This window comes from Streptomyces sp. NPDC002499 (genome assembly GCF_053595415.1).
Genome location: NZ_JBSFXO010000007.1, coordinates 322153 through 341805, shown reverse-complemented (window position 1 = coordinate 341805; position 19653 = coordinate 322153). Strand labels below are relative to the sequence as shown.

The following is a 19653-nucleotide window of genomic DNA, read 5'->3' as shown; positions in this document are numbered from 1 at the left end:
CACTAATCCTTCCCTCGTCGGGTTTTCGGTCTGTCCGCAACCGGTTTCGCTGCGTGATGGGGGCTCAACTCCCGTGACAGTGAACCCGCATACTGGTGCGGACTAATCTCATCGCGAGAACATCGCCCTTACCCCGTGATCCGCCCGCAACACCCCTGCATGCCGGGTACACGGACTCGACAGCCTGGAGAAACTCGAGCATGAACCGCAAGACTTTGGTGCTGCCGGCCGTGGTCGGTCTGCTCGCGCCCGTGCTCGCCGCCTGTGGCGGGTCCGACAGCGGGAGCGGCGGCGGCGACGCGATCGCCGTGGGCACTACGGACCGGTTCATCGCCACCAAGGACGCGCCGGCCCCGTTCGACCCCGCCTACGCCTACGACGTCGGCAGCTGGAACGTGCTGCGCCAGACCGTGCAGACGCTGATGATGCAGCCCAAGGGCGACGGCGACCCGGTCCCCGAGGCCGCCCAGAGCTGCGACTTCACCGACAGCGGCAACGAGCGCTACGCCTGCACCCTGCGCGACGGACTGAAGTTCGCCAACGGCGACAAGGTCACCGCGGCCGATGTGAAGTACTCCATCGACCGCGCCCGCGCCATCAAGGCCGACTCCGGCGTCTTCGCCCTGCTGTCCACCATCGACACCGTCGAGACGCAGGGTGACAACGAGGTCATCTTCCACCTCAAGACCGCCGACGCCACCTTCCCGTACAAGCTGTCGACCCCGGTCGCCGGCATCGTCAACCCCGACGACTACGAGAAGAACAAGCTGCGCGACGGCTTCGAGGTGGACGGCTCCGGGCCCTACACCCTGTCGACCGAGGTCAAGAACGACGAGGTCGTCAAGGCCACCTTCACCAAGAACCCGAACTACAAGGGGTCGTTGAAGGTCAACAACTCCAAGGTCGACATGGTGTCGTACAAGGACGCCGCCTCCATGGGCACCGCCCTCGACAAGGGCAACATCCAGGTCATGACCCGCACCATGACGCCGGAGCAGATCGACAAGCTGTCGGAGAAGACCGACGGCGACGTCGACCTGGTCGAGATGGCCGGCCTGGAGATCCGCTACCTGGCCTTCAACACCAACGCCCCGACGGTGAAGACCAAGGCCGTCCGCGAGGCGATGGCTCAGCTCATCAACCGCGCCGAGCTGGTCTCCAAGGTCTACGGCTCCCAGGCCGAGCCGCTGTACTCGCTGGTCCCGGCGAGCGTCACCGGCCACTCCAACTCGTTCCTCAACAAGTACGGCGACCCGAGCGTCCCCAAGGCCAAGGCCCTGCTTGAGGGCGCCAACATCACCACCCCGGTCAAGCTGACCCTGCACTACACGACCGACCACTACGGCTCGGCCACCAAGAAGGAGTTCGAACAGCTCCAGACCCAGCTCAACAACAGCGGGCTGTTCGACGTCACGATCAAGGGCGCGGCCTGGGACACCTTCGTCCCGGCCGAGCGCAAGGGCTCGTACGACGTCTGGGGTATGGGCTGGTTCCCGGACTTCCCGGACGCGGACAGCTACATCGCGCCGTTCCTCGACAAGGACAACTTCCTCAACTCGCCGTACGCGAACGCCAAGATCATCGACAACCTGATCCCGGAGTCGCGCCGCGAGGCCGACCGGCTCGCCGCCGGCACCAGCCTGACGGAGATCCAGGACATAGTCGCCGACGACGTCCCGATCCTCCCGCTGTGGCAGGGCAAGCAGTACGTCGCCGCCCGCGACGACGTCACGGGCACGGCGTACGTGCTCAACTCCTCCGCGACCCTGCAGCTCTGGGAGCTCAGCCGCGGCGTGAGTGGCTGACACTCAGCACAACGATCGGCACAACGACAAGAGGGGCCGCTTCCTTTCGGAAGCGGCCCCTCTTCGATTCGTATCGTTTCGTTCCGTACGACGTGCGGGGCGCCCTACTGCGCGCCCGGACGCACCAGCCCGCTCTCGTACGCGTACACCGCTGCCTGCACCCGGTCGCGCAGCCCCAGCTTGGTCAGCACATGCCCCACGTGCGTTTTGACGGTGGTCTCGCTGACGAACAGGTCGGCCGCGATCTCCGCGTTGGACAGACCGCGCGCCACCAGCTTCAGCACCTCCACCTCGCGCTCGGTGAGCGTGTGCAGGGTGTCCGGCACGGGCTCGTCACCGGAGGGCAGGTGGGTGGCGTACTTGTCGAGCAGCCGTCGGGTGATGCTCGGCGCGAGCATGGCCTCGCCCGCGGCCACCACCCGGATCGCCTGCACCAGTTCGTTGGCCGGGGCGTCCTTGAGCAGGAAGCCGCTGGCACCCGCCCGAAGGGCCTCCACCACGTACTCGTCGAGGTCGAAAGTGGTCAGGACCAGCACCTTCGCCGGGCCGTCCCGCCCCGGTCCGGTGATCTGCCGGGTCGCCTCCACGCCGTCCATCCGGGGCATCCGGATGTCCATCAGGACCACGTCGGGCTGCAGGGCCCGGACCTGGTCGAGGGCCTGGAGGCCGTCTCCGGCCTCGCCGACGACCGCGAGGTCCTGCTCGGCTTCCAGAATCATCCGGAAGCCGGTACGCAGGAGCGGCTGGTCGTCGACGAGTAGGACGCGGATGGCCACGTAAGTCTCCTTCGCTAGTCCGGTCCCATTCTGCCCTGTTGGACGGCACCGGACTCGGGCGCCCTCACCGGCAGCGGATAGGGCGGGGGAGTCCCGCCGAATTCCGGACAGTGCGCCTGATGATCGCACCAGCCGCACAGCTTCGTCGGACGCGGCCGCCACTCGCCCGTCTCCGTCGCCAGCCGGATCGCCTCCCACAGCGCGAGCAGCTTGCGCTCGACCCGCTCCAGGTCGGCGGGGACGGGGTCGTAGGTCAGCACGTCACCGCTGCCGAGGTACACCAACTGGAGCCGGCGCGGGACGACCTGCTTCAGCCGCCACACCACCAGGGCGTAGAACTTCATCTGGAACAGGGCGCCCTCCGCGTACTCGGGGCGGGGCGCCTTGCCCGTCTTGTAGTCGACGATCCGCACCTCGCCCGTGGGCGCCACGTCGACCCGGTCGATGATCCCGCGCAGCTTCAGCCCCGAGTCCAGCTGCGTCTCGACGAACAGCTCGCGCTCGGCGGGCTCCAGACGTGTCGGGTCCTCCAGCGTGAACCAGCGCTCGACCAGTTGCTCCGCCTCACCCAGCCAGCGCGCGAGCCGCTCACCCTCGGGATCGTCCGCGAACAGCTCCACCACCTCCGGCCTGCTCTCGCGCAACCGGTCCCACTGCCCGGGGACGAGGGACTTGGCCCGCGGCGCGGTCCGCTCCGTCGCCGGCGCGTCGAAGAGCCGCTCCAGCACCGCGTGCACCAAGGTGCCCCTGGTCGCCGCCTCGCTCGGCTTCTCGGGCAGCCGGTCGATGACACGGAACCGGTAGAGCAGGGGGCACTGCATGAAGTCGCCGGCCCGGGAGGGGGAGAGGCTGGCGGGCGCTATGGCGACGGGGGCCACGACGACGTCCGGGCCGGCGGCGTCGATCGCGTCGACGCCCGCCTCGGTCCCACTCCCGCTCCCGCTGCCGGTCCCGGTCTCGACCGCCACCGCGTCCGCCGACTCATCCGCCACCGTGCCCGCCGGCTCGGCCGCGACCGGCGAATCCCCCTGCGGGGCACCGCCACCGGGGGCCTGCGCGGTGTCCTCCGTGCTCGTCTCCATGACCCCAGACCTTACGGCCCGCCACTGACAGTGACCCGGCCATGGCCGCAACGGCTGCGACAGGTGGGGAAACTCGGGGGGTGCCGGGGCGGAACGCGTCGCGACGGCCGCATACCATCGACCCGAGACCCCTCCGGCCGGCAGGCGCGGAGGACGCTTCGAACGAGGGGACATCGTGGACGAGAGCGGCGGGAGCGGGCAGCCGCGGTCCGGCACCGACGAGTCGGCCGACCACCACGCGAGCCCTGCGGCCCCGGCCGGCCCGGCCGACGACCGCCCCAACGGCGTGCGCCGCCCCGTTCCGTCCCACGACGAGGCCGAGCCGGCCGCCCCGAGCGAACCGGCACCCACCGAGGACACCCCCACGCCGGGAGTCGGTCCCGACGCCAACGCTCCCGCACCCACCGACCGCGCCTCCGCCTCGGGTGGGTCCGCCGAGGGTGTCCCGGCCGCGGGCGGCACTTGCGACGGCGAGGCTTCTAGGTCCCATGACCGTGCCTCCGTCGCGGGTGCGTCCGCCGATGGTGTCCTGGCCGCAGGCGGCAACTCCGACGACGGCGCTTCTGCGTCCGCGGACGCAACCTCCGCCTCGGGTGGGTCCGCCGGGGATGTCCCGGTCTCGGGTGGCAGTTCCGACGGCGAGGCTTCTGCGTCCCATGACCGTGCCTCCGTCGCGGGCGCGTCCGCCGATGGTGTCCTGGCCGCAGGCGGCAACTCCGACGACGGCGCTCCTGCGTCCGCGGACGCAGCCTCCGTCTCGGGTGGGTCCGCCGGGGAGGTCCCGGTCTCGGGCGGCAGTTCCGACGGCGGGGCTTCCGCGTCCAGCGGCGGTGAGCGTGCGCCGACGCTCGACGGCACCCCCTCGGCTTCCGGCGGTAACCCCTCCGCCTCCGACGGCAGTCCTTCCGCGGCCGACGGTCACTCGCCCATCTCCGACGAGCCCGCCGCGGTGTCGCACGACCGCGCGCCCGTACCCGGAGAAACCTCCACGTCCGGTGACCACCCCGAGGCGCCCGTCGACGTCTCGAAGGCCACCCCCGCCTATCCCCAGGACGACGACCACCCCACCACCCCCACCCCAGTCGCCGAAGGCAACCGCAGGCTCACCCGTTCCGGCGCGGCCAAGCAGCCTCCGCCGCAGCGCCCCGAGCCCCGTGGCGGTCTGTTGATGGGACGGCCCTTCGGCGTGCCGGTCTACGTGGCGCCCAGCTGGTTCCTCGTCGCTGCCCTGATCACCTGGGTGTTCGGCGGCCAGCTCGACCGCGTGCTGCCCGAACTCGGCGCCGCCCGCTACCTGGTCTCCCTCTTCTTCGCGGTCGCCTTCTACGCCTCGGTCCTCATTCACGAACTGGCCCACACGGTCGCCGCACTGCGCTTCAAGCTCCCCGTCCGCCGCATCCAGCTCCAGTTCTTCGGCGGCGTCTCCGAGATCGAGAAAGAGGCCGAGACCCCAGGCCGGGAGTTCGTGCTGGCCTTCGTCGGCCCGCTCCTCTCCCTTGTCCTGTCCGGCATCTTCTACCTCGCCATGCAGCCCGTGGAGCCCGGCACGGTTCCCGGCGTCCTGCTGGCCGGCCTGATGGTCTCCAACCTCATCGTGGCCGCCTTCAACCTCCTGCCCGGCCTGCCCCTCGACGGCGGCCGCATGCTGCGCGCCGTCGTCTGGAAGATCACCGGCCGCCCGATGAGCGGCACCATCGCCGCCGCCTGGGTCGGCCGCGCCCTCGCCGTCTCCGTACTGATCGGCCTCCCGCTGCTCACCCAGTCCGGCGCGCTCGGCTCCACCGCCGAGGACAACGTCGGCATGGACACCGTCACCGACGCCCTGCTCGCCGCGATCCTCGCCGCGATCATCTGGACCGGCGCCGGCAACAGCCTCCGCATGGCCCGACTGCGCGAACACCTCCCCGAACTGCGCGCCCGCAACCTCACCCGCCGCGCCGTCCCGGTCGAGACCAACACCCCGCTCTCCGAGGCCCTGCGCCGCGCCAACTCCGCCGGCGCCCGCGCCCTGGTCGTCGTCGACCCCGAGGGCACGCCCCTCTCCCTCGTCCGCGAGGCCGCCATCGTCGGCGTACCGGAACACCGCCGCCCCTGGGTCGCCGTCAGCGGCCTCGCCCAGGACCTCACCGACGGCATGCGCGTCTCGGCCGAACTGGCGGGCGAGGACCTCCTGGACGCCCTGCGCGCCACCCCGGCCACCGAGTACCTGGTGGTCGAGGAGACCGGCGAGATCTACGGCGTCCTGTCGGCGGCGGACGTGGAGCGCGCGTTCGTGAAGGCGATGGCCCGGCCCAACTGACCCACCCGCTTCGGACGCACCTCTTTCTAAGACACCCGCTTCAGGAGAGCGGTGCTCAGTCCCCGTGGTCGGCCGGCGCCGTAAACGCCGGTAGGCTGTTCACATGTCCGAACCGACCGGTGCCGCCCGCAGGCGCGGGCCCTTCAAGGTCGGGGACCAGGTTCAGCTGACCGACCCCAAGGGCCGCCACTACACGTTCACGCTCGAGGCCGGAAAGAACTTCCATACCCACAAGGGTTCTTTCCCGCACGACGAGCTGATCGGCGCACCCGAGGGCAGCGTTGTCCGCACCACCGGTAACGTCGCCTACCTCGCGCTGCGCCCCCTGCTCCCCGACTATGTCCTGTCCATGCCCCGCGGGGCAGCCGTCGTCTACCCGAAGGACGCGGGACAGATCCTCGCCTTCGCCGACATCTTCCCCGGCGCCCGCGTCGTGGAGGCAGGCGTCGGCTCCGGCTCGCTCAGCAGCTTCCTGCTGCGCGCCATCGGCGACCAGGGCATGCTGCACAGCTACGAGCGCCGCGAGGACTTCGCCGAGATCGCCCAGCAGAACGTGGAGCGCTACTTCGGCGGCCCGCACCCCGCCTGGCAGCTCACCGTCGGCGACCTCCAGGACAACCTGTCCGACACCGAGGTCGACCGCGTCATCCTCGACATGCTCGCCCCCTGGGAGTGCCTGGAGGCCGTCTCCAAGGCGCTCGTCCCCGGCGGCATCCTCTGCTGCTACGTCGCCACCACCACCCAGCTCGCCCGCACCGTCGAGTCCATCCGCGAGATCGGCAGCTTCAACGAGCCGAGCGCCTGGGAGTCGATGATCCGCAACTGGCACGTCGAAGGCCTGGCCGTCCGCCCGGACCACCGGATGATCGGCCACACCGGATTCCTGCTCACCGCCCGCCGCCTCGCGGACGGCGTCGAGCCGCCCATGCGCCGCCGCCGCCCCGCCAAGGGCGCCTACGGCGAGGACTACTCCGGACCCAACGCCGACGGCGGCGCCGGCCGCTGAGGCGGCCCCGTGCCGCAGTCAACGAACGGGCGCCGCGCCCCAGTTCCCGGACCGACCCGGGAACTGGGGCGCGGCGCCTTCGTATTGACGTGTCCGTTGCGGGTGGGCGCCGCTGTTCCGGCGCCTTCGCTCCGACGCCTTCGTATCGACGTGCCGCCGGCCTCCGCGCGCTCCCGGCGAGCCCCGGCGCACTACCCCTGACCCCGCCGTTCCCCCGCACTGTGACGTGTGGCACGATGCAGGCCACCCCCACCGGCACAGCCCTCACAGGAGACACTCCTAGTGCAGCAATCCGCCGTCCCGGAACTGGCACACACGCACACCCGTCCGATCCACTGGGTCGCCACCGCCACGGCAGTCGCCGGCGTGATAGCCCTGTCCTCGGTCCTCCAGCCCAACTCCGCGACGGCCCAGACGGCCGGTCCGGAGACGAAGTCCACCCACGCCACCGCGCCGAATCCCGCGGATGTGCACTTCCCCCTCAGCTGCGGCCCGGTGAAGGCCGTGGTGCGCGAGAAGGCGACCGGAGACCTCGACGGCGACGGCAAACCGGAGACGGTGGCCGTCGTCCACTGCGACTCCGCGATGGGGACCCCGCCCGACGGCGTCTACGTCCTCACCCACGCCGCGGACGGCGGCAAGCCCCGGCTCGTGGCCACCCTGGTGGACCCGAAGGACGGCAACACGGTGAGTGACTTCTCGGTGCGTGACGGAGCCGTCCTCGCCACCCTGTTCGGCTACTCGTCGAAGGACACACCCCGCTGCTGCCCGGACGTGAAGGACAGCGTGAAGTGGCAGTGGAAGAACGGCACGTTCGTCCGCTCGACACCCGCCGGTGCCCAGAGCGTGTGACCCACGTCACCAAGGCCTGGGGGAAATCAGACAGACGTGACGTAACGCCCGCCGACCATCACTCCGCGTCCGGCCCGAAGACCTCGACCCTGTCTGAAATGCGCCGTACATGGATGCACTCGCCCGGACACTCCTTCGCGGAGTCCACCACATCCGTGAGAAGCGGCAACGGAACGGGCGTTGTCGCACCCGGGGCCTGCAGCAGTTCCTCGCCCGAGCCCCGCACATAAGCCAGGCCGTCGATGTCCAGCTCGAAGACCTCCGGCGCGTACTGAACACAGATGCCGTCGCCGGTACACAGGTCCTGGTCGATCCAGACTTCCAGAGCCTCACCGCCGCTTCCGGCCTCCTGCTGCACGCTCATGTCTCCTGCCGTTTAGATGTCGAGCCGACGGGAATCAGGCCAGCTCTGACGGGTGTTGAACACTTCGACCCTACCTCCGGCGGCTTCCCAATCATGTTCGGTGGGTATTCCCCTGGCGTGAGGGAGAGCGCAAGGGTGAAGATCGGACACACCTCGACAGTCTTTGTGATCTAGGGGTTTCAATCGACACCCACCCAGGTAGGGTCTGGAAGCGTCCAGCTCCCCTTGGAGGAGGTGAGGACCGTGGCAGCCCACGACGACGACATGAACCGCGGCATCCGCCCGGGACGAGGGTCCGACGACCCGGCCGGGCAGATTGCCTACCTTGAGCAGGAGATCGCCGTCCTGCGACGCAAGCTCGCCGACTCTCCGCGACACACGAGGATTCTCGAAGAGCGGATCGTCGAGCTGCAGACCAACCTGGCCGGCGTGTCCGCCCAGAACGAGCGACTCGCGAACACGCTCCGTGAGGCCCGCGACCAGATCGTGGCCCTCAAGGAGGAGGTCGACCGGCTCGCACAGCCCCCGGCCGGCTTCGGTGTCTTCCTCGAAGGCAACGAGGACGGCACGGCCGACATCTTCACCGGTGGGCGCAAGCTCCGGGTGAACGTCAGCCCCAGTGTCGAGCTCGACGAGCTCAGGCGCGGCCAGGAAGTGATGCTCAACGAAGCCCTCAACGTGGTCGAGGCCATGGAGTACGAGAGCGTCGGAGACATCGTCACCCTCAAGGAGATCCTTGAGGACGGCGTACGCGCCCTGGTGCAGGGACACACCGACGAGGAGAGGGTGGTCCGGCTCGCCGAGCCACTCCTCGACGTCGTCATCCGTCCCGGCGACGCCCTCCTGCTCGAACCCCGCTCCGGCTACGTGTACGAGGTCGTCCCCAAGAGCGAGGTCGAAGAACTCGTCCTCGAAGAGGTCCCCGACATCGGCTACGAGCAGATCGGCGGTCTGGGCGGCCAGATCGAGATGATCCGCGACGCGGTCGAACTCCCGTACCTCTACCCGGACCTCTTCAAGGAACACGAACTGCGGCCGCCCAAGGGCGTCCTGCTCTACGGTCCGCCCGGATGCGGCAAGACGCTCATCGCCAAGGCCGTCGCCAACTCGCTGGCCAAAAAGGTCGCCGAGGTCACCGGCCAGGCCGCCGGCAAGAGCTTCTTCCTCAACATCAAGGGCCCCGAACTCCTCAACAAGTACGTCGGCGAGACCGAGCGGCAGATCCGCCTCGTCTTCCAGCGCGCACGTGAGAAGGCCAGCGAGGGCACACCCGTCATCGTCTTCTTCGACGAGATGGAATCCCTCTTCCGCACCCGTGGATCCGGTGTCAGCTCGGACGTGGAGAACACCATCGTCCCGCAGCTGCTCGCCGAGATCGACGGCGTCGAAGGCCTGCAGAACGTGGTCGTGATCGGCGCCTCCAACCGCGAGGACATGATCGACCCCGCCATCCTGCGCCCCGGCCGCCTGGACGTGAAGATCAAGATCGAACGTCCCGACGCCGAGGCCGCCAAGGACATCTTCGCCAAGTACCTCACCGAACGCCTCCCGCTGCACCCCGAGGACCTCGGCGAGCACGGCGGCAGCAAGACGACCACCGTCGAAAGCATGATCCAGACGGCCGTCGAGCACATGTACACGGAATCCGAGGAGAACCGCTTCCTGGAGGTCACCTACGCCAACGGTGACAAGGAAGTCCTCTACTTCAAGGACTTCAACTCCGGCGCCATGATCGAGAACATCGTCGGCCGCGCCAAGAAGATGGCCATCAAGGACTTCCTCGACAGCAAGCAGAAGGGCATCCGCGTCTCGCACCTCCTCCAGGCCTGCGTGGACGAGTTCAAGGAGAACGAGGACCTGCCCAACACCACCAACCCGGACGACTGGGCCCGCATCTCCGGAAAGAAGGGCGAACGGATCGTCTACATCCGTACCCTCATCACCGGAAAGCAGGGAGCGGACACCGGACGCTCCATCGACACGGTGGCCAACACCGGTCAGTACCTGTAGAAGACAGGGCGGCTGCGGGTGCCCCCAGTGGGTACCCGCAGCCGACTGCTTTTCAGGCCACGACCGGAACAAAGGCGAGCAAGGCAATGACGCAAATGATCTCCCCACCAGCGCAAAGCCGTTCTAGGCTCTTCGGTACCGCCGAGTCGCGCAGTGCGGGGACGGGCACCGCACACGCACCGGAGCGCCAGCGGTACTTGAGCGACGTCCCCGACCGAGGACGCCGCCGGGCAAGGAGGGCCGCATGACCGTACGGCGAGTAATGGGCATCGAGACGGAGTACGGCATCTCCGTTCCCGGTCACCCCAACGCCAATGCCATGCTCACCTCGTCCCAGATCGTCAACGCCTACGCGGCGGCGATGCACCGGGCCCGACGGGCCCGCTGGGACTTCGAGGAGGAGAACCCGCTGCGCGACGCGCGAGGCTTCGACCTCGCCCGGGAGGCCGCCGACTCGAGCCAGCTCACCGACGAGGACATCGGCCTGGCCAATGTCATCCTCACCAACGGCGCACGGCTCTACGTCGACCACGCACACCCGGAGTACAGCTCCCCCGAAGTCACCAACCCCATGGACGCCGTCCTGTGGGACAAGGCCGGCGAACGGATCATGGCCGAGGCCGCCGAACGCGCGGCCCAACTCCCGGGCGCCCAGCCGATCCACCTCTACAAGAACAACACCGACAACAAGGGCGCCTCCTACGGCACGCACGAGAACTACCTGATGAAGCGGGAGACCCCCTTCTCGGACATCGTGCGCCACCTCACGCCCTTCTTCGTCTCCCGACAGGTCGTCACCGGAGCGGGCCGCGTGGGCATCGGCCAGGACGGACACGAACACGGCTTCCAGCTCAGCCAGCGCGCCGACTACTTCGAGGTCGAGGTCGGCCTGGAGACCACCCTCAAGCGACCGATCATCAACACCCGCGACGAGCCGCACGCGGACGCCGAGAAGTACCGCCGCCTGCACGTGATCATCGGCGACGCGAACCTCTCCGAGATCTCGACGTATCTGAAGCTCGGCACCACGGCCTTGGTCCTCTCCATGATCGAGGACGGCTTCATCGCGGTGGACCTGGCCGTGGACCAACCGGTCCGCACTCTCCACCAGGTCTCCCACGACCCGACACTCAAGCGCCTGGTCACCCTCCGCAGCGGCCGCACGCTCACCGCGGTCCAGCTCCAGATGGAGTACTACGAGCTCTCGCGCAAATACGTCGAGGAGCGCTACGGCTCGGACGCGGACGACCAGACCAAGGACGTCCTGGCCCGGTGGGAGGACACCCTCAACCGCCTGGAGAACGACCCGATGAGCCTCGCCGGCGAGCTCGACTGGGTCGCCAAGCGCGAGCTCATGGAGGGCTACCGGCGCCGCGACGGTCTCGACTGGGACGCCGCCCGCCTCCAGCTGGTCGACCTCCAGTACGCCGACGTACGGGCCGAGAAGGGCCTCTACAACCGTCTGGCCGCCCGCGGCCGGATCAAGCGGCTGCTGGGCGAGGAAGACGTCGAGCGGGCCCGTACGAAGCCGCCGGAGGACACCCGCGCGTACTTCCGCGGGCGCTGTCTGGAGCAGTACGCGGACGACGTGGCGGCGGCCTCCTGGGACTCGGTGATCTTCGATCTGCCGGGCCGCGACTCCCTGCAGCGGGTCCCAACCCTGGAACCGCTACGCGGAACGCGAAATCACGTCAAGGAGCTCCTGGACCGCTGCCGTACCGCGGAAGACCTGGTCAGGGTGCTGTCGGGCGGCTGAGGGGCACCCGAGGCCGGTGCCGCCCGGCAGGGTGGAAAACCCGGCGGCCGGGAATCATCGAGGTGGTCCCCGTACGTTGTAGGAACTGCGGGGCCGATGTCTGACCCTGCTTGTAGGGTCTGATCAAGAACGTCGAACCGAGCGGGGTGAGGGTTATGGCGACCAAGGACACCGGCGGCGGCCAGCAGAAGGCGACACGCTCTACCGAGGAGGTCGAGGAGGCGCCCGAAGCACAGGCATCCGAAGACCTCAAGGAGCGCCAGGAGAAGCTGAGCGACGACGTCGACTCCGTGCTGGACGAAATCGACGATGTACTCGAAGAAAATGCCGAGGATTTCGTGCGTTCATTCGTGCAAAAAGGTGGGGAGTAAAGGCTAGTTAGTCGTCTCGCCTTCGAATTGAAGAGAGCGAGGGTGGAGATGGCTGACGAGGCAAACGGGAAGCAATGCAGGAAGTGCGGCCGAGAGTTGCTGCTTGCCGCCTTCGCAAGGGACAAGAATCGGCGTGACGGCCTCCAGGTGCATTGCCGGGAGTGCGTGGCGGAGTACAGCGCCGCGCACTACCGGAGGCGCCAGGAGACCGTGGGCGGGACGGTCCGGGAGAAGATGGATGTCCCGGCCGGACACAAGCTGTGCCGGACGTGCGGCGAGGTCAAGGCGCACAGTGAGTGGCATCGCAACGCAACCGCGTCTGACGGCCTGTCCACGCGCTGCAAGGCGTGCCGGGCGGTCCAGAGCAGGCGGGACCATCTGAAGCGCCAGTACGGCATCACCGAAGCTGTGCGCGACGAGCTGATCGTCTCTCAAGGGGGCGTCTGCTGCATATGTTTGGCGGCTGTGCCCGAGCATGTGGATCACTGCCATCAGACGGGTAGGGTCCGAGGCGTACTGTGCTTCAGCTGCAATGCCGCACTGGGGCAGTTCAAGGATCGGCCCGATGCCATAAGGCGGGCTGCTGCTTACGTGGAAGGAATCGCGTGGAAGCCAACACTCGTAGCACCGGGCGTCTACCAGCTGCCTTCCTGACGCCGGGATCCTCGTCCTTCATGGACTTCCTGTCCGACCATCAGCCCGAGATGCTGCCGGGCAGGCGCCAACTGCCCCCCACCCAGGGCGTGATCGAGGCGCCGCACGGCACGACCATCGTGGCCGTGACCTTCCCGGGCGGTGTCGTGCTCGCCGGCGACCGGCGCGCCACGATGGGGAACGTCATCGCCCAGCGGGACATCGAGAAGGTGTTCCCGGCGGACGAGTACTCGGCCGTCGGTATCGCCGGTACGGCGGGCCTGGCCGTCGAGATGGTGAAGCTGTTCCAGTTGGAGCTGGAGCACTTCGAGAAGGTCGAGGGGGCGCAGCTCTCGCTGGAGGGCAAGGCGAACCGTCTGTCGACCATGATCCGTTCCAACCTCGGTATGGCGATGCAGGGTCTGGCCGTGGTTCCCCTCTTCGCGGGGTTCGACGTGGACCGTGACCGGGGTCGCATCTTCTCCTACGACGTGACGGGTGGCCGCTCCGAGGAGCACGGCTTCGCGGCCACGGGCTCGGGTTCGATCTTCGCGCGCGGTGCCATGAAGAAGCTCTACCGTGACGACCTGAACGAGTCGGAGGCCACGACTCTGGTGGTCCAGGCCCTCTATGACGCGGCTGACGACGACTCGGCGACCGGTGGTCCTGATGTCGCGCGCCGGATCTATCCGATCGTCACCGTGATCACTGACGACGGCTTCCGCCGGCTCAACGACGAGGAGTCCTCCGAGATCGCCCGCTCGATCCTGGCGCGACGTCTGGAGCAGCCGGACGGCCCGCGGGCCGCGCTGCTGTAGTCGGCGCAGGGTTTGGGCAAGGTGATCGTGTGAACTCGACGGAACCCTCCGAAGAAAGGGACGGATAGCCGGTGTCGACGCCGTTCTATGTCTCACCCCAGCAGGCGATGGCCGACCGGGCCGAGTACGCCCGTAAGGGCATCGCGCGCGGCCGCAGCCTGGTCGTGATCCAGTACGCCGACGGCATCGTCTTCGTCGGCGAGAATCCTTCCCGTGCGCTGCACAAGTTCAGCGAGATCTACGACCGGATCGGTTTCGCGGCCGCGGGCAAGTACAACGAGTACGAGAACCTCCGTATCGGTGGCGTTCGTTACGCCGATCTGCGGGGTTACACCTACGACCGGGACGACGTGACCGCTCGCGGTCTGGCGAACGTCTATGCGCAGACGCTGGGCACGATCTTCTCCAGTGCGGCGGAGAAGCCGTACGAGGTGGAGCTGGTGGTCGCCGAGGTCGGCGACACGCCCGAGGGTGACCAGATCTATCGGTTGCCGCACGACGGTTCGATCGTGGACGAGCACGGTTCGGTCGCGGTCGGTGGCAACGCCGAGTTGATCAGCAACTATCTGGATCAGCGTCACGAGGAGGGCATGACCCTCGCGGAGGCGTTGAAGCTGGCGGTGCAGGCTCTGTCGCGCGAGTCGAACGGCACGCAGCGGGACATTCCGGCCGAGCGGCTGGAGGTCGCGGTGCTGGACCGTACGCGGCCGCAGCAGCGCAAGTTCAAGCGGATCGTGGGTCGTCAGCTGTCGCGTCTGCTGGATGCGGACGGCTCGGCGACGGCCACGACGGACGACGCTTCCGACGAGGAGCCTTCCGAGGAGGAGTGACCCCTCCGAGAGGGAGCGACATCCGCGCAACCCCGTCCACTGTGTGCCCCGGCCGTCGACACGGCCGGGGCACAGGGCGTTCAGGAGGCGCTGGGGGGCGCTGTGGAGCCGCGTACGACCAGTTCGACCGGGATGTCGCCCGCGTCGGGTGTGCGGCCTTCCAGGACGGCCAGCAGGGCCCGCATGCCGTGTTCGCCGAAGAGTTCGGCGTCCAGTCGTACGGTGGTGAGTTCGGGGTCGAGGGCGGTGGCCAGGGCGAGGTCGTCGAGGCCGGTGACGGAGAGGTCGTCGGGGACGCGCAGGCCCAGGCGCCGGGCGGCTTTGTAGGCGCCGGCCGCGAGTTTGTCGTCGTCGCACACCAGTGCCGTGGGCCGGGGTCCGGGCGCTGCGAGGGCGGTGGTGGCGGCGGTCAGGGCGTCGTCGATGGAGATGGGTGCGCGGACGGTGCGTACGGAGGTGCCGGGCATGGCGCCGACCCGGGTGGCCAGTTCACGCGCGCGTACCTCGAAAGTCCAGGACGGCACGTCGGCGGCGAGGTGCAGGAAGTGGCGGTGGCCGAGGTCCAGCAGGTGCTCGGCGACCTGGCGGACGCCGTCGGCGATGTCCAGGTTGACCGTGGCGGCGCCCAGGCTGCCCTCGGGGTCGCTGTCGAGCATCACGAGGGGCAGCTGGTCGCCTCGGATGGCCGTGAGGGCGTCCGCGGCCATGGAGGAGGCGATGACGCCGTCCAGGGCCGCCTGGGCGGACGCGAAGGGGTCTCTGGCAGGGCCGATGCCTTCGGGGGAGGGGTAGAGCACGACGCCGAAGCCGTGGTCGGCGGCGACGCGGGCCGCGCCGGTGTAGACGCCGGCGAAGAACTCGGTGGTGAGTGCGGGCACGACGAGGAGCACGGTGCGGGTGCGGCCCAGGCGCAGGTTGCGGGCGGCGAGGTTGGGCCGGTAGCCGAGGTCGCGGGCGGCTTCCCGGACGCGTTCGGCGGTGGTCTCGGAGACCCGGCCCCGCCATTTGTCGCCGAGCACCAGGGAGACCGCGGCCTGGGAGACGCCGGCGGCCTGGGCGACGTCACGGCTCGTGGGGCGGGTGCTGCCTGGTGCCACCGTCGGGCTGCTCCTTCGGCTGGTCCTTCGTCTGGACTGGTGAACAGCGCACATGGTACGTATGAGAGAAGAAGTTATACGTAAAACGTCGACGTTGCGGGCGAGGGGAAGCGGACATGGCTGCGGGATACGTGGAGATCCTCAGGGCTCGGCATGCCGCCCGCCTGCTCGCCGGCACGCTCGTGGGCCGGCTGCCGTGCGCGGTCGCCGCGATCGCCATCGTGCTGTTCGTCCGTTCGGAGGGCGGCACCTACAGCCTCGCGGGCGGGCTCGCCGCCGCGTACGGGGTCGCCAACGCCGTGGGGCAGCCGCTGCTGGGCCGGTTCGTGGACCTGTACGGGCAGCCGCGCGTCCAGCTGCCCGCGGCGCTCGTCTCCGCGTTCGCCATGTCGGCCTTCGCCTTCACGGGCACCGACCCGCTGGCGCTCGCCTACGCGTGCGTGGCGCTCTCCGGACTCTTCACGCCTCCCCTGGAGGGTGGTCTGCGGGCGCTGTGGTCCTCGGTCCTGCCCCGGGAGGGCCAGGTGCAGACGGCGTACGCGATGGATGCCGTCGCCCAGGAAGTCATGTTCACCGTCGGCCCGTTGCTGGTGACCGTGTGCGTGTCGCTGTGGTCGGCGCAGGCGGCGCTGGTGCTCATCAACGTGGTCGGTGTGCTGGGCGCTCTCTCGGTGGTCGTGTCGCCGCCTTCGCGTGCGTGGCGTTCGGCGCCGCGCGAGGCGCACTGGCTCGGCGCGCTGCGCTCGCCGGGCCTGCTCGTGCTGCTCGGCGCGTTCCTCGCGGTGGGCATCGCGCTCGGCTCGATCACGGTGGCCGCCGTGTCCTACGCCGACGACCACGGCGGGGACGCGGTGTACGGGTGGCTGATGGCCGGCATCGGGCTGGGCGCGCTCGTCGGCGGCACGGCGTACGGCGCGCGGCAGTGGAGCGGGCCGCCGGAGCGCCGACTGAGGGTGCTGGTCGCCCTTCTGGCGGTGTGTTACCTGCCGCTCGCGCTGACGCCGGGTCCGGTCGCCATGACGGCGCTCACGGCCGTCGCCGGGCTCTTCCTCGCGCCCTGTCTCGCCTGCGCGTTCGTCCTCGTCGACCGGCACGCGCCGCGCGGCACGGTCACCGAAGCGTTCTCCTGGATCGTGACCACGTTCACCGTGGGTTCCTCGGTCGGAACGGGCCTCGCGGGCCCGGTCGTCGAGTGGGGCGGGGCGGTGTGGGGCTTCGTCTTGCCGGGTGCCGCGGGGGCCGTGTCGCTGCTGGTTCTGCTGGCCACCGGACGGGTCCTCGCAGCTCCCGCAGGGGGCGCGGTCGTTGCGGCTTCATCGGAAAATGATCCAAACCGTGCGGTCGAACCCCGTTTCAGCTCAGGGGATCGGGCGTAATGTTCAGTCATGGACCGCCGCATTTTCGGGCTGGAGAACGAGTACGGCGTCACATGTACGTTCAGGGGACAGCGCCGCCTGTCTCCCGACGAGGTGGCGCGGTACCTCTTCCGCCGTGTCGTGTCATGGGGCCGAAGCAGCAATGTCTTTCTGCGGAACGGCGCCCGCCTCTATCTCGACGTGGGATCACATCCGGAATACGCGACACCGGAATGTGACAACGTGACCGAACTGGTCACCCACGACAAGGCCGGCGAGCGCATTCTCGAAGGACTCCTGGTGGACGCGGAACGACGCCTGCACGAGGAAGGAATCGCGGGCGACGTCTACCTTTTCAAGAACAACACCGACTCGGCGGGCAACTCCTACGGGTGTCACGAGAACTATCTCGTCGCCCGGCACGGGGAGTTCTCCCGGCTCGCGGACATCCTCATTCCGTTCCTGGTCACCCGCCAGCTCCTGTGCGGAGCGGGCAAGGTGCTGCAGACCCCGCGCGGCGCGGTGTACTGCGTGAGCCAGCGGGCCGAGCACATCTGGGAGGGCGTCTCCTCGGCGACGACCCGCTCCCGGCCCATCATCAACACGCGTGACGAACCGCACGCGGACGCCGAGCGCTACCGCCGTCTGCACGTCATCGTCGGCGACTCGAACATGTCCGAGACGACCATGCTGCTCAAGGTCGGCGCCACCGACCTGGTGCTGCGCATGATCGAGGCGGGCACCGTGATGCGTGACCTGACCCTGGAGAACCCGATCCGGGCGATCCGTGAGGTCAGCCACGACATCACCGGCCGGCGCAAGGTGCGCCTGGCCAGCGGCCGGGAGGCCTCCGCCCTCGAGGTGCAGCGCGAGTACTACGAGAAGGCCGTGGACTTCGTCGAGCGGCGTGGCATCCGCACCGGCGTCGTGGACCAGGTCCTGGAGCTGTGGGGCCGCACGCTGGACTCGATCGAGGCCGAGGACCTCGACCGGATCGGTACCGAGATCGACTGGGTGATGAAGTACAAGCTCATCGAGCGGTACCGGGCCAAGCACAACATGACCATGTCCCACCCGCGCGTCGCGCAGATCGACCTCGCCTACCACGACATCCACCGTCGGCGGGGTCTGTACTACCTCCTGGAGCGCAAGGGCCAAGCCGCCCGGATCTGCAACGACTTGAAGATCTTCGAGGGCAAGTCCGTGCCCCCGCAGACCACTCGGGCCCGACTGCGCGGCGATTTCATCCGCCGGGCCCAGGAGCAGCGGCGGGACTTCACCGTCGACTGGGTCCACCTCAAGCTCAACGACCAGGCGCAGCGCACGGTGTTGTGCAAGGACCCGTTCCGTTCCGTCGACGACCGGGTGGAGAAGCTGATCGCGGGAATGTGAGTGATGTGAACATCGCGTTCCGGTGACGGACCGGAACGCAACACGGGCGCCGTACGTTTCCAGTGCGGCGCCCTTCGCACGCCGTAGAGTTGCGCGCACGCCATCATCAAGATCGACCGATACGAGGCCTTAACCGTGCGCCGACGCTCCCTACTGATTGCCGTACCCGCAGGACTGGTCACGCTCGCCGGATGCGGTGACGACGACAAGTCCGACTCGAGCAAGGCCAGCGACAGCGCCTCGCCCGCCCCCTCGGATTCGGCCTCCGCCTCCGCGCCGCCGCCACCGAAGATCGTCGACGGCCCGCTGCCGGCCATCACGGCGGGCACGAAGCTCGGTGCGAAGCCGACCGTCGCCAAGGGCACCGGCGATCCGTCGAAGCAGCTCGCGGTCAAGACGCTCATCGCGGGAGGCGGCAAGACCGTCGCGGAGAACGACTTCATCCAGGCCCACTACCTCGGTCAGGTCTGGGACACGGCGAAGGTCTTCGACAACTCCTACGACCGCAAGACCCCGTTGGTCATCCAGCTCGCCCAGGGCGGCATCATCGACGGCTGGCGGTACGCCCTGACGGGCAAGAAGTCCGGCAGCCGCGTCGAGTTCTCCGTACCGCCCACCTGGGGCTACGGCACCGGGGGCAACTCGCAGGCGGGGATCAAGGGCACCGACACGCTGGTGTTCGTGGTGGACATCCAGGACACGTTCAACGGCAAGAGCTCCGCCAAGGGCACCGACGTCGCCCAGAGCGACGCGAAGCTGCCGAAGGTCGGCACCAACACCGACGGCAAGGCGCCCTCCATCGACATCCCCAAGGGGGACGCGCCCACCAAGCTCGTGGCGGAGTACGTCATCGAGGGCGACGGCGACGAGGTCGCCGCCGACTCCACCGTGCTCGTCCAGTACAAGGGCGTGCTGTGGGACACGGGCAAGGAGTTCGACTCGACGTACAGCCGCGGCGCGCTCACGTCGTTCTCCCTGCAGCAGGTCGTCAAGGGCTGGGCGCAGGGGCTGACCGGCAAGAAGGTCGGCAGCCGTGTCCTCATCGTCATCCCGCCGAGCCTGGGTTACGGCGACAGCCCGCCGGCCGGCAGCGGCATCAAGAAGGACTCCGTGCTGGTCTTCTCGGTCGACATCCTGGCGAAGATGTAACACCGACGGGGTGTAAGACTGTGTGTGTTGCCTTTTCGCAGACAAAGCAGGAGCTAGA

At 68.7% G+C, this 19653-nt stretch carries 17 protein-coding genes; 13 read left to right on the top strand and 4 right to left on the bottom strand.

The genetic code is table 11. The annotated features are described in order from the left end of the window. Nucleotides 1-200 precede the first annotated feature (200 nt). Nucleotides 201-1805, top strand: a complete 1605-nt coding sequence (locus ACWD5F_RS21655) for an ABC transporter substrate-binding protein (protein WP_451256405.1) — start codon at nucleotides 201-203, stop codon at nucleotides 1803-1805. Between the two features lie 104 nt (nucleotides 1806-1909). On the opposite strand, the gene ACWD5F_RS21650 is transcribed toward ACWD5F_RS21655, so the two are convergent. Both ACWD5F_RS21650 and ACWD5F_RS21645 read right to left on the bottom strand, forming a co-directional pair. After that, nucleotides 1910-2581, bottom strand: a complete 672-nt coding sequence (locus tag ACWD5F_RS21650) for a response regulator (RefSeq protein WP_058926326.1) — start codon at nucleotides 2579-2581, stop codon at nucleotides 1910-1912. 14 nt (nucleotides 2582-2595) lie between these two features. Next, entirely contained in the window at nucleotides 2596-3663 is a 1068-nt protein-coding gene (locus ACWD5F_RS21645) for a RecB family exonuclease (protein ID WP_451256403.1), read from the bottom strand. Between the two features lie 175 nt (nucleotides 3664-3838). Between ACWD5F_RS21645 and ACWD5F_RS21640 the strand changes: the two genes are divergently transcribed. From ACWD5F_RS21640 to ACWD5F_RS21630, 3 genes are all read left to right on the top strand, one after another. After that, a complete protein-coding gene (locus ACWD5F_RS21640; RefSeq protein ID WP_451256401.1) occupies nucleotides 3839-5962 on the top strand; it encodes a site-2 protease family protein in 2124 nt (707 codons plus the stop codon). Nucleotides 5963-6065: 103 nt separating this feature from the next. Next, nucleotides 6066-6968, top strand: a complete 903-nt coding sequence (locus tag ACWD5F_RS21635) for a tRNA (adenine-N1)-methyltransferase (protein WP_280877878.1) — start codon at nucleotides 6066-6068, stop codon at nucleotides 6966-6968. A gap of 282 nt (nucleotides 6969-7250) precedes the next feature. Continuing rightward, nucleotides 7251-7820, top strand: coding sequence for a hypothetical protein (locus ACWD5F_RS21630; protein WP_401724892.1), 570 nt, complete (start codon nucleotides 7251-7253; stop codon nucleotides 7818-7820). A gap of 58 nt (nucleotides 7821-7878) precedes the next feature. Here the strand turns inward: ACWD5F_RS21630 and ACWD5F_RS21625 are convergent, their stop codons facing one another. Further along, the gene (locus tag ACWD5F_RS21625) at nucleotides 7879-8184 is read right to left on the bottom strand and encodes a ferredoxin (protein ID WP_401724895.1); all 306 of its coding nucleotides are present in this window, start codon (nucleotides 8182-8184) and stop codon (nucleotides 7879-7881) included. Nucleotides 8185-8427: 243 nt separating this feature from the next. Here ACWD5F_RS21625 and arc point away from each other — a divergent pair, with 243 nt between their 5' ends. The 6 genes from arc to prcA all read left to right on the top strand — a co-directional run bounded on the left by arc (nucleotide 8428) and on the right by prcA (nucleotide 14602). Next, nucleotides 8428-10194 carry a proteasome ATPase gene (gene arc, locus ACWD5F_RS21620; RefSeq protein ID WP_451256399.1) on the top strand — a complete coding sequence of 589 codons (1767 nt, stop codon included), beginning with the start codon at nucleotides 8428-8430 and terminating at the stop codon, nucleotides 10192-10194. Nucleotides 10195-10438: 244 nt separating this feature from the next. Beyond that, complete coding sequence (gene dop / locus ACWD5F_RS21615) at nucleotides 10439-11950, top strand: depupylase/deamidase Dop (protein WP_451256397.1); 1512 nt, start codon at nucleotides 10439-10441, stop codon at nucleotides 11948-11950. Between the two features lie 155 nt (nucleotides 11951-12105). Further along, the gene (locus ACWD5F_RS21610; RefSeq protein WP_123544333.1) at nucleotides 12106-12321 is read left to right on the top strand and encodes a ubiquitin-like protein Pup; all 216 of its coding nucleotides are present in this window, start codon (nucleotides 12106-12108) and stop codon (nucleotides 12319-12321) included. A 48-nt stretch (nucleotides 12322-12369) separates the two neighbouring features. Beyond that, nucleotides 12370-12975, top strand: a complete 606-nt coding sequence (locus ACWD5F_RS21605) for an endonuclease VII domain-containing protein (protein WP_451256395.1) — start codon at nucleotides 12370-12372, stop codon at nucleotides 12973-12975. Further along, the gene (gene prcB / locus ACWD5F_RS21600) at nucleotides 12927-13772 is read left to right on the top strand and encodes a proteasome subunit beta (protein ID WP_401724906.1); all 846 of its coding nucleotides are present in this window, start codon (nucleotides 12927-12929) and stop codon (nucleotides 13770-13772) included. Before ACWD5F_RS21605 ends, prcB begins: the two co-directional genes overlap by 49 nt. 71 nt (nucleotides 13773-13843) lie before the next feature. Continuing rightward, a complete protein-coding gene (prcA, locus tag ACWD5F_RS21595; RefSeq protein ID WP_450357452.1) occupies nucleotides 13844-14602 on the top strand; it encodes a proteasome subunit alpha in 759 nt (252 codons plus the stop codon). An 80-nt stretch (nucleotides 14603-14682) separates the two neighbouring features. On the opposite strand, the gene ACWD5F_RS21590 is transcribed toward prcA, so the two are convergent. Continuing rightward, nucleotides 14683-15699 carry a LacI family DNA-binding transcriptional regulator gene (locus tag ACWD5F_RS21590; protein WP_451256393.1) on the bottom strand — a complete coding sequence of 339 codons (1017 nt, stop codon included), beginning with the start codon at nucleotides 15697-15699 and terminating at the stop codon, nucleotides 14683-14685. Between the two features lie 116 nt (nucleotides 15700-15815). On the opposite strand from ACWD5F_RS21590, the gene ACWD5F_RS21585 reads away from it, so the two are divergent. From ACWD5F_RS21585 to ACWD5F_RS21575, 3 genes are all read left to right on the top strand, one after another. Then, entirely contained in the window at nucleotides 15816-17075 is a 1260-nt protein-coding gene (locus tag ACWD5F_RS21585; protein WP_451256391.1) for an MFS transporter, read from the top strand. A gap of 9 nt (nucleotides 17076-17084) precedes the next feature. Further along, on the top strand, nucleotides 17085-18446 hold the full coding sequence (gene pafA / locus ACWD5F_RS21580) for a Pup--protein ligase (protein ID WP_124002698.1): 1362 nt from the start codon (nucleotides 17085-17087) through the stop codon (nucleotides 18444-18446). Nucleotides 18447-18581: 135 nt separating this feature from the next. Beyond that, the gene (locus ACWD5F_RS21575; RefSeq protein ID WP_451256389.1) at nucleotides 18582-19595 is read left to right on the top strand and encodes an FKBP-type peptidyl-prolyl cis-trans isomerase; all 1014 of its coding nucleotides are present in this window, start codon (nucleotides 18582-18584) and stop codon (nucleotides 19593-19595) included. Nucleotides 19596-19653: the final 58 nt, after the last annotated feature.

Bases quoted from the DNA above. Each gene is read 5' to 3' on its own strand.
- ACWD5F_RS21655 (WP_451256405.1), top strand. From the start codon at position 201: ATGAACCGCAAGACTTTGGTGCTGCCGGCCGTGGTCGGTCTGCTCGCG.
- ACWD5F_RS21645 (WP_451256403.1), bottom strand. From the start codon at position 3,663: ATGGAGACGAGCACGGAGGACACCGCGCAGGCCCCCGGTGGCGGTGCC.
- ACWD5F_RS21635 (WP_280877878.1), top strand. From the start codon at position 6,066: ATGTCCGAACCGACCGGTGCCGCCCGCAGGCGCGGGCCCTTCAAGGTC.
- ACWD5F_RS21625 (WP_401724895.1), bottom strand. From the start codon at position 8,184: ATGAGCGTGCAGCAGGAGGCCGGAAGCGGCGGTGAGGCTCTGGAAGTC.
- dop (WP_451256397.1), top strand. From the start codon at position 10,439: ATGACCGTACGGCGAGTAATGGGCATCGAGACGGAGTACGGCATCTCC.
- ACWD5F_RS21610 (WP_123544333.1), top strand. From the start codon at position 12,106: ATGGCGACCAAGGACACCGGCGGCGGCCAGCAGAAGGCGACACGCTCT.
- ACWD5F_RS21605 (WP_451256395.1), top strand. From the start codon at position 12,370: ATGGCTGACGAGGCAAACGGGAAGCAATGCAGGAAGTGCGGCCGAGAG.
- ACWD5F_RS21585 (WP_451256391.1), top strand. From the start codon at position 15,816: ATGGCTGCGGGATACGTGGAGATCCTCAGGGCTCGGCATGCCGCCCGC.
- pafA (WP_124002698.1), top strand. From the start codon at position 17,085: ATGGACCGCCGCATTTTCGGGCTGGAGAACGAGTACGGCGTCACATGT.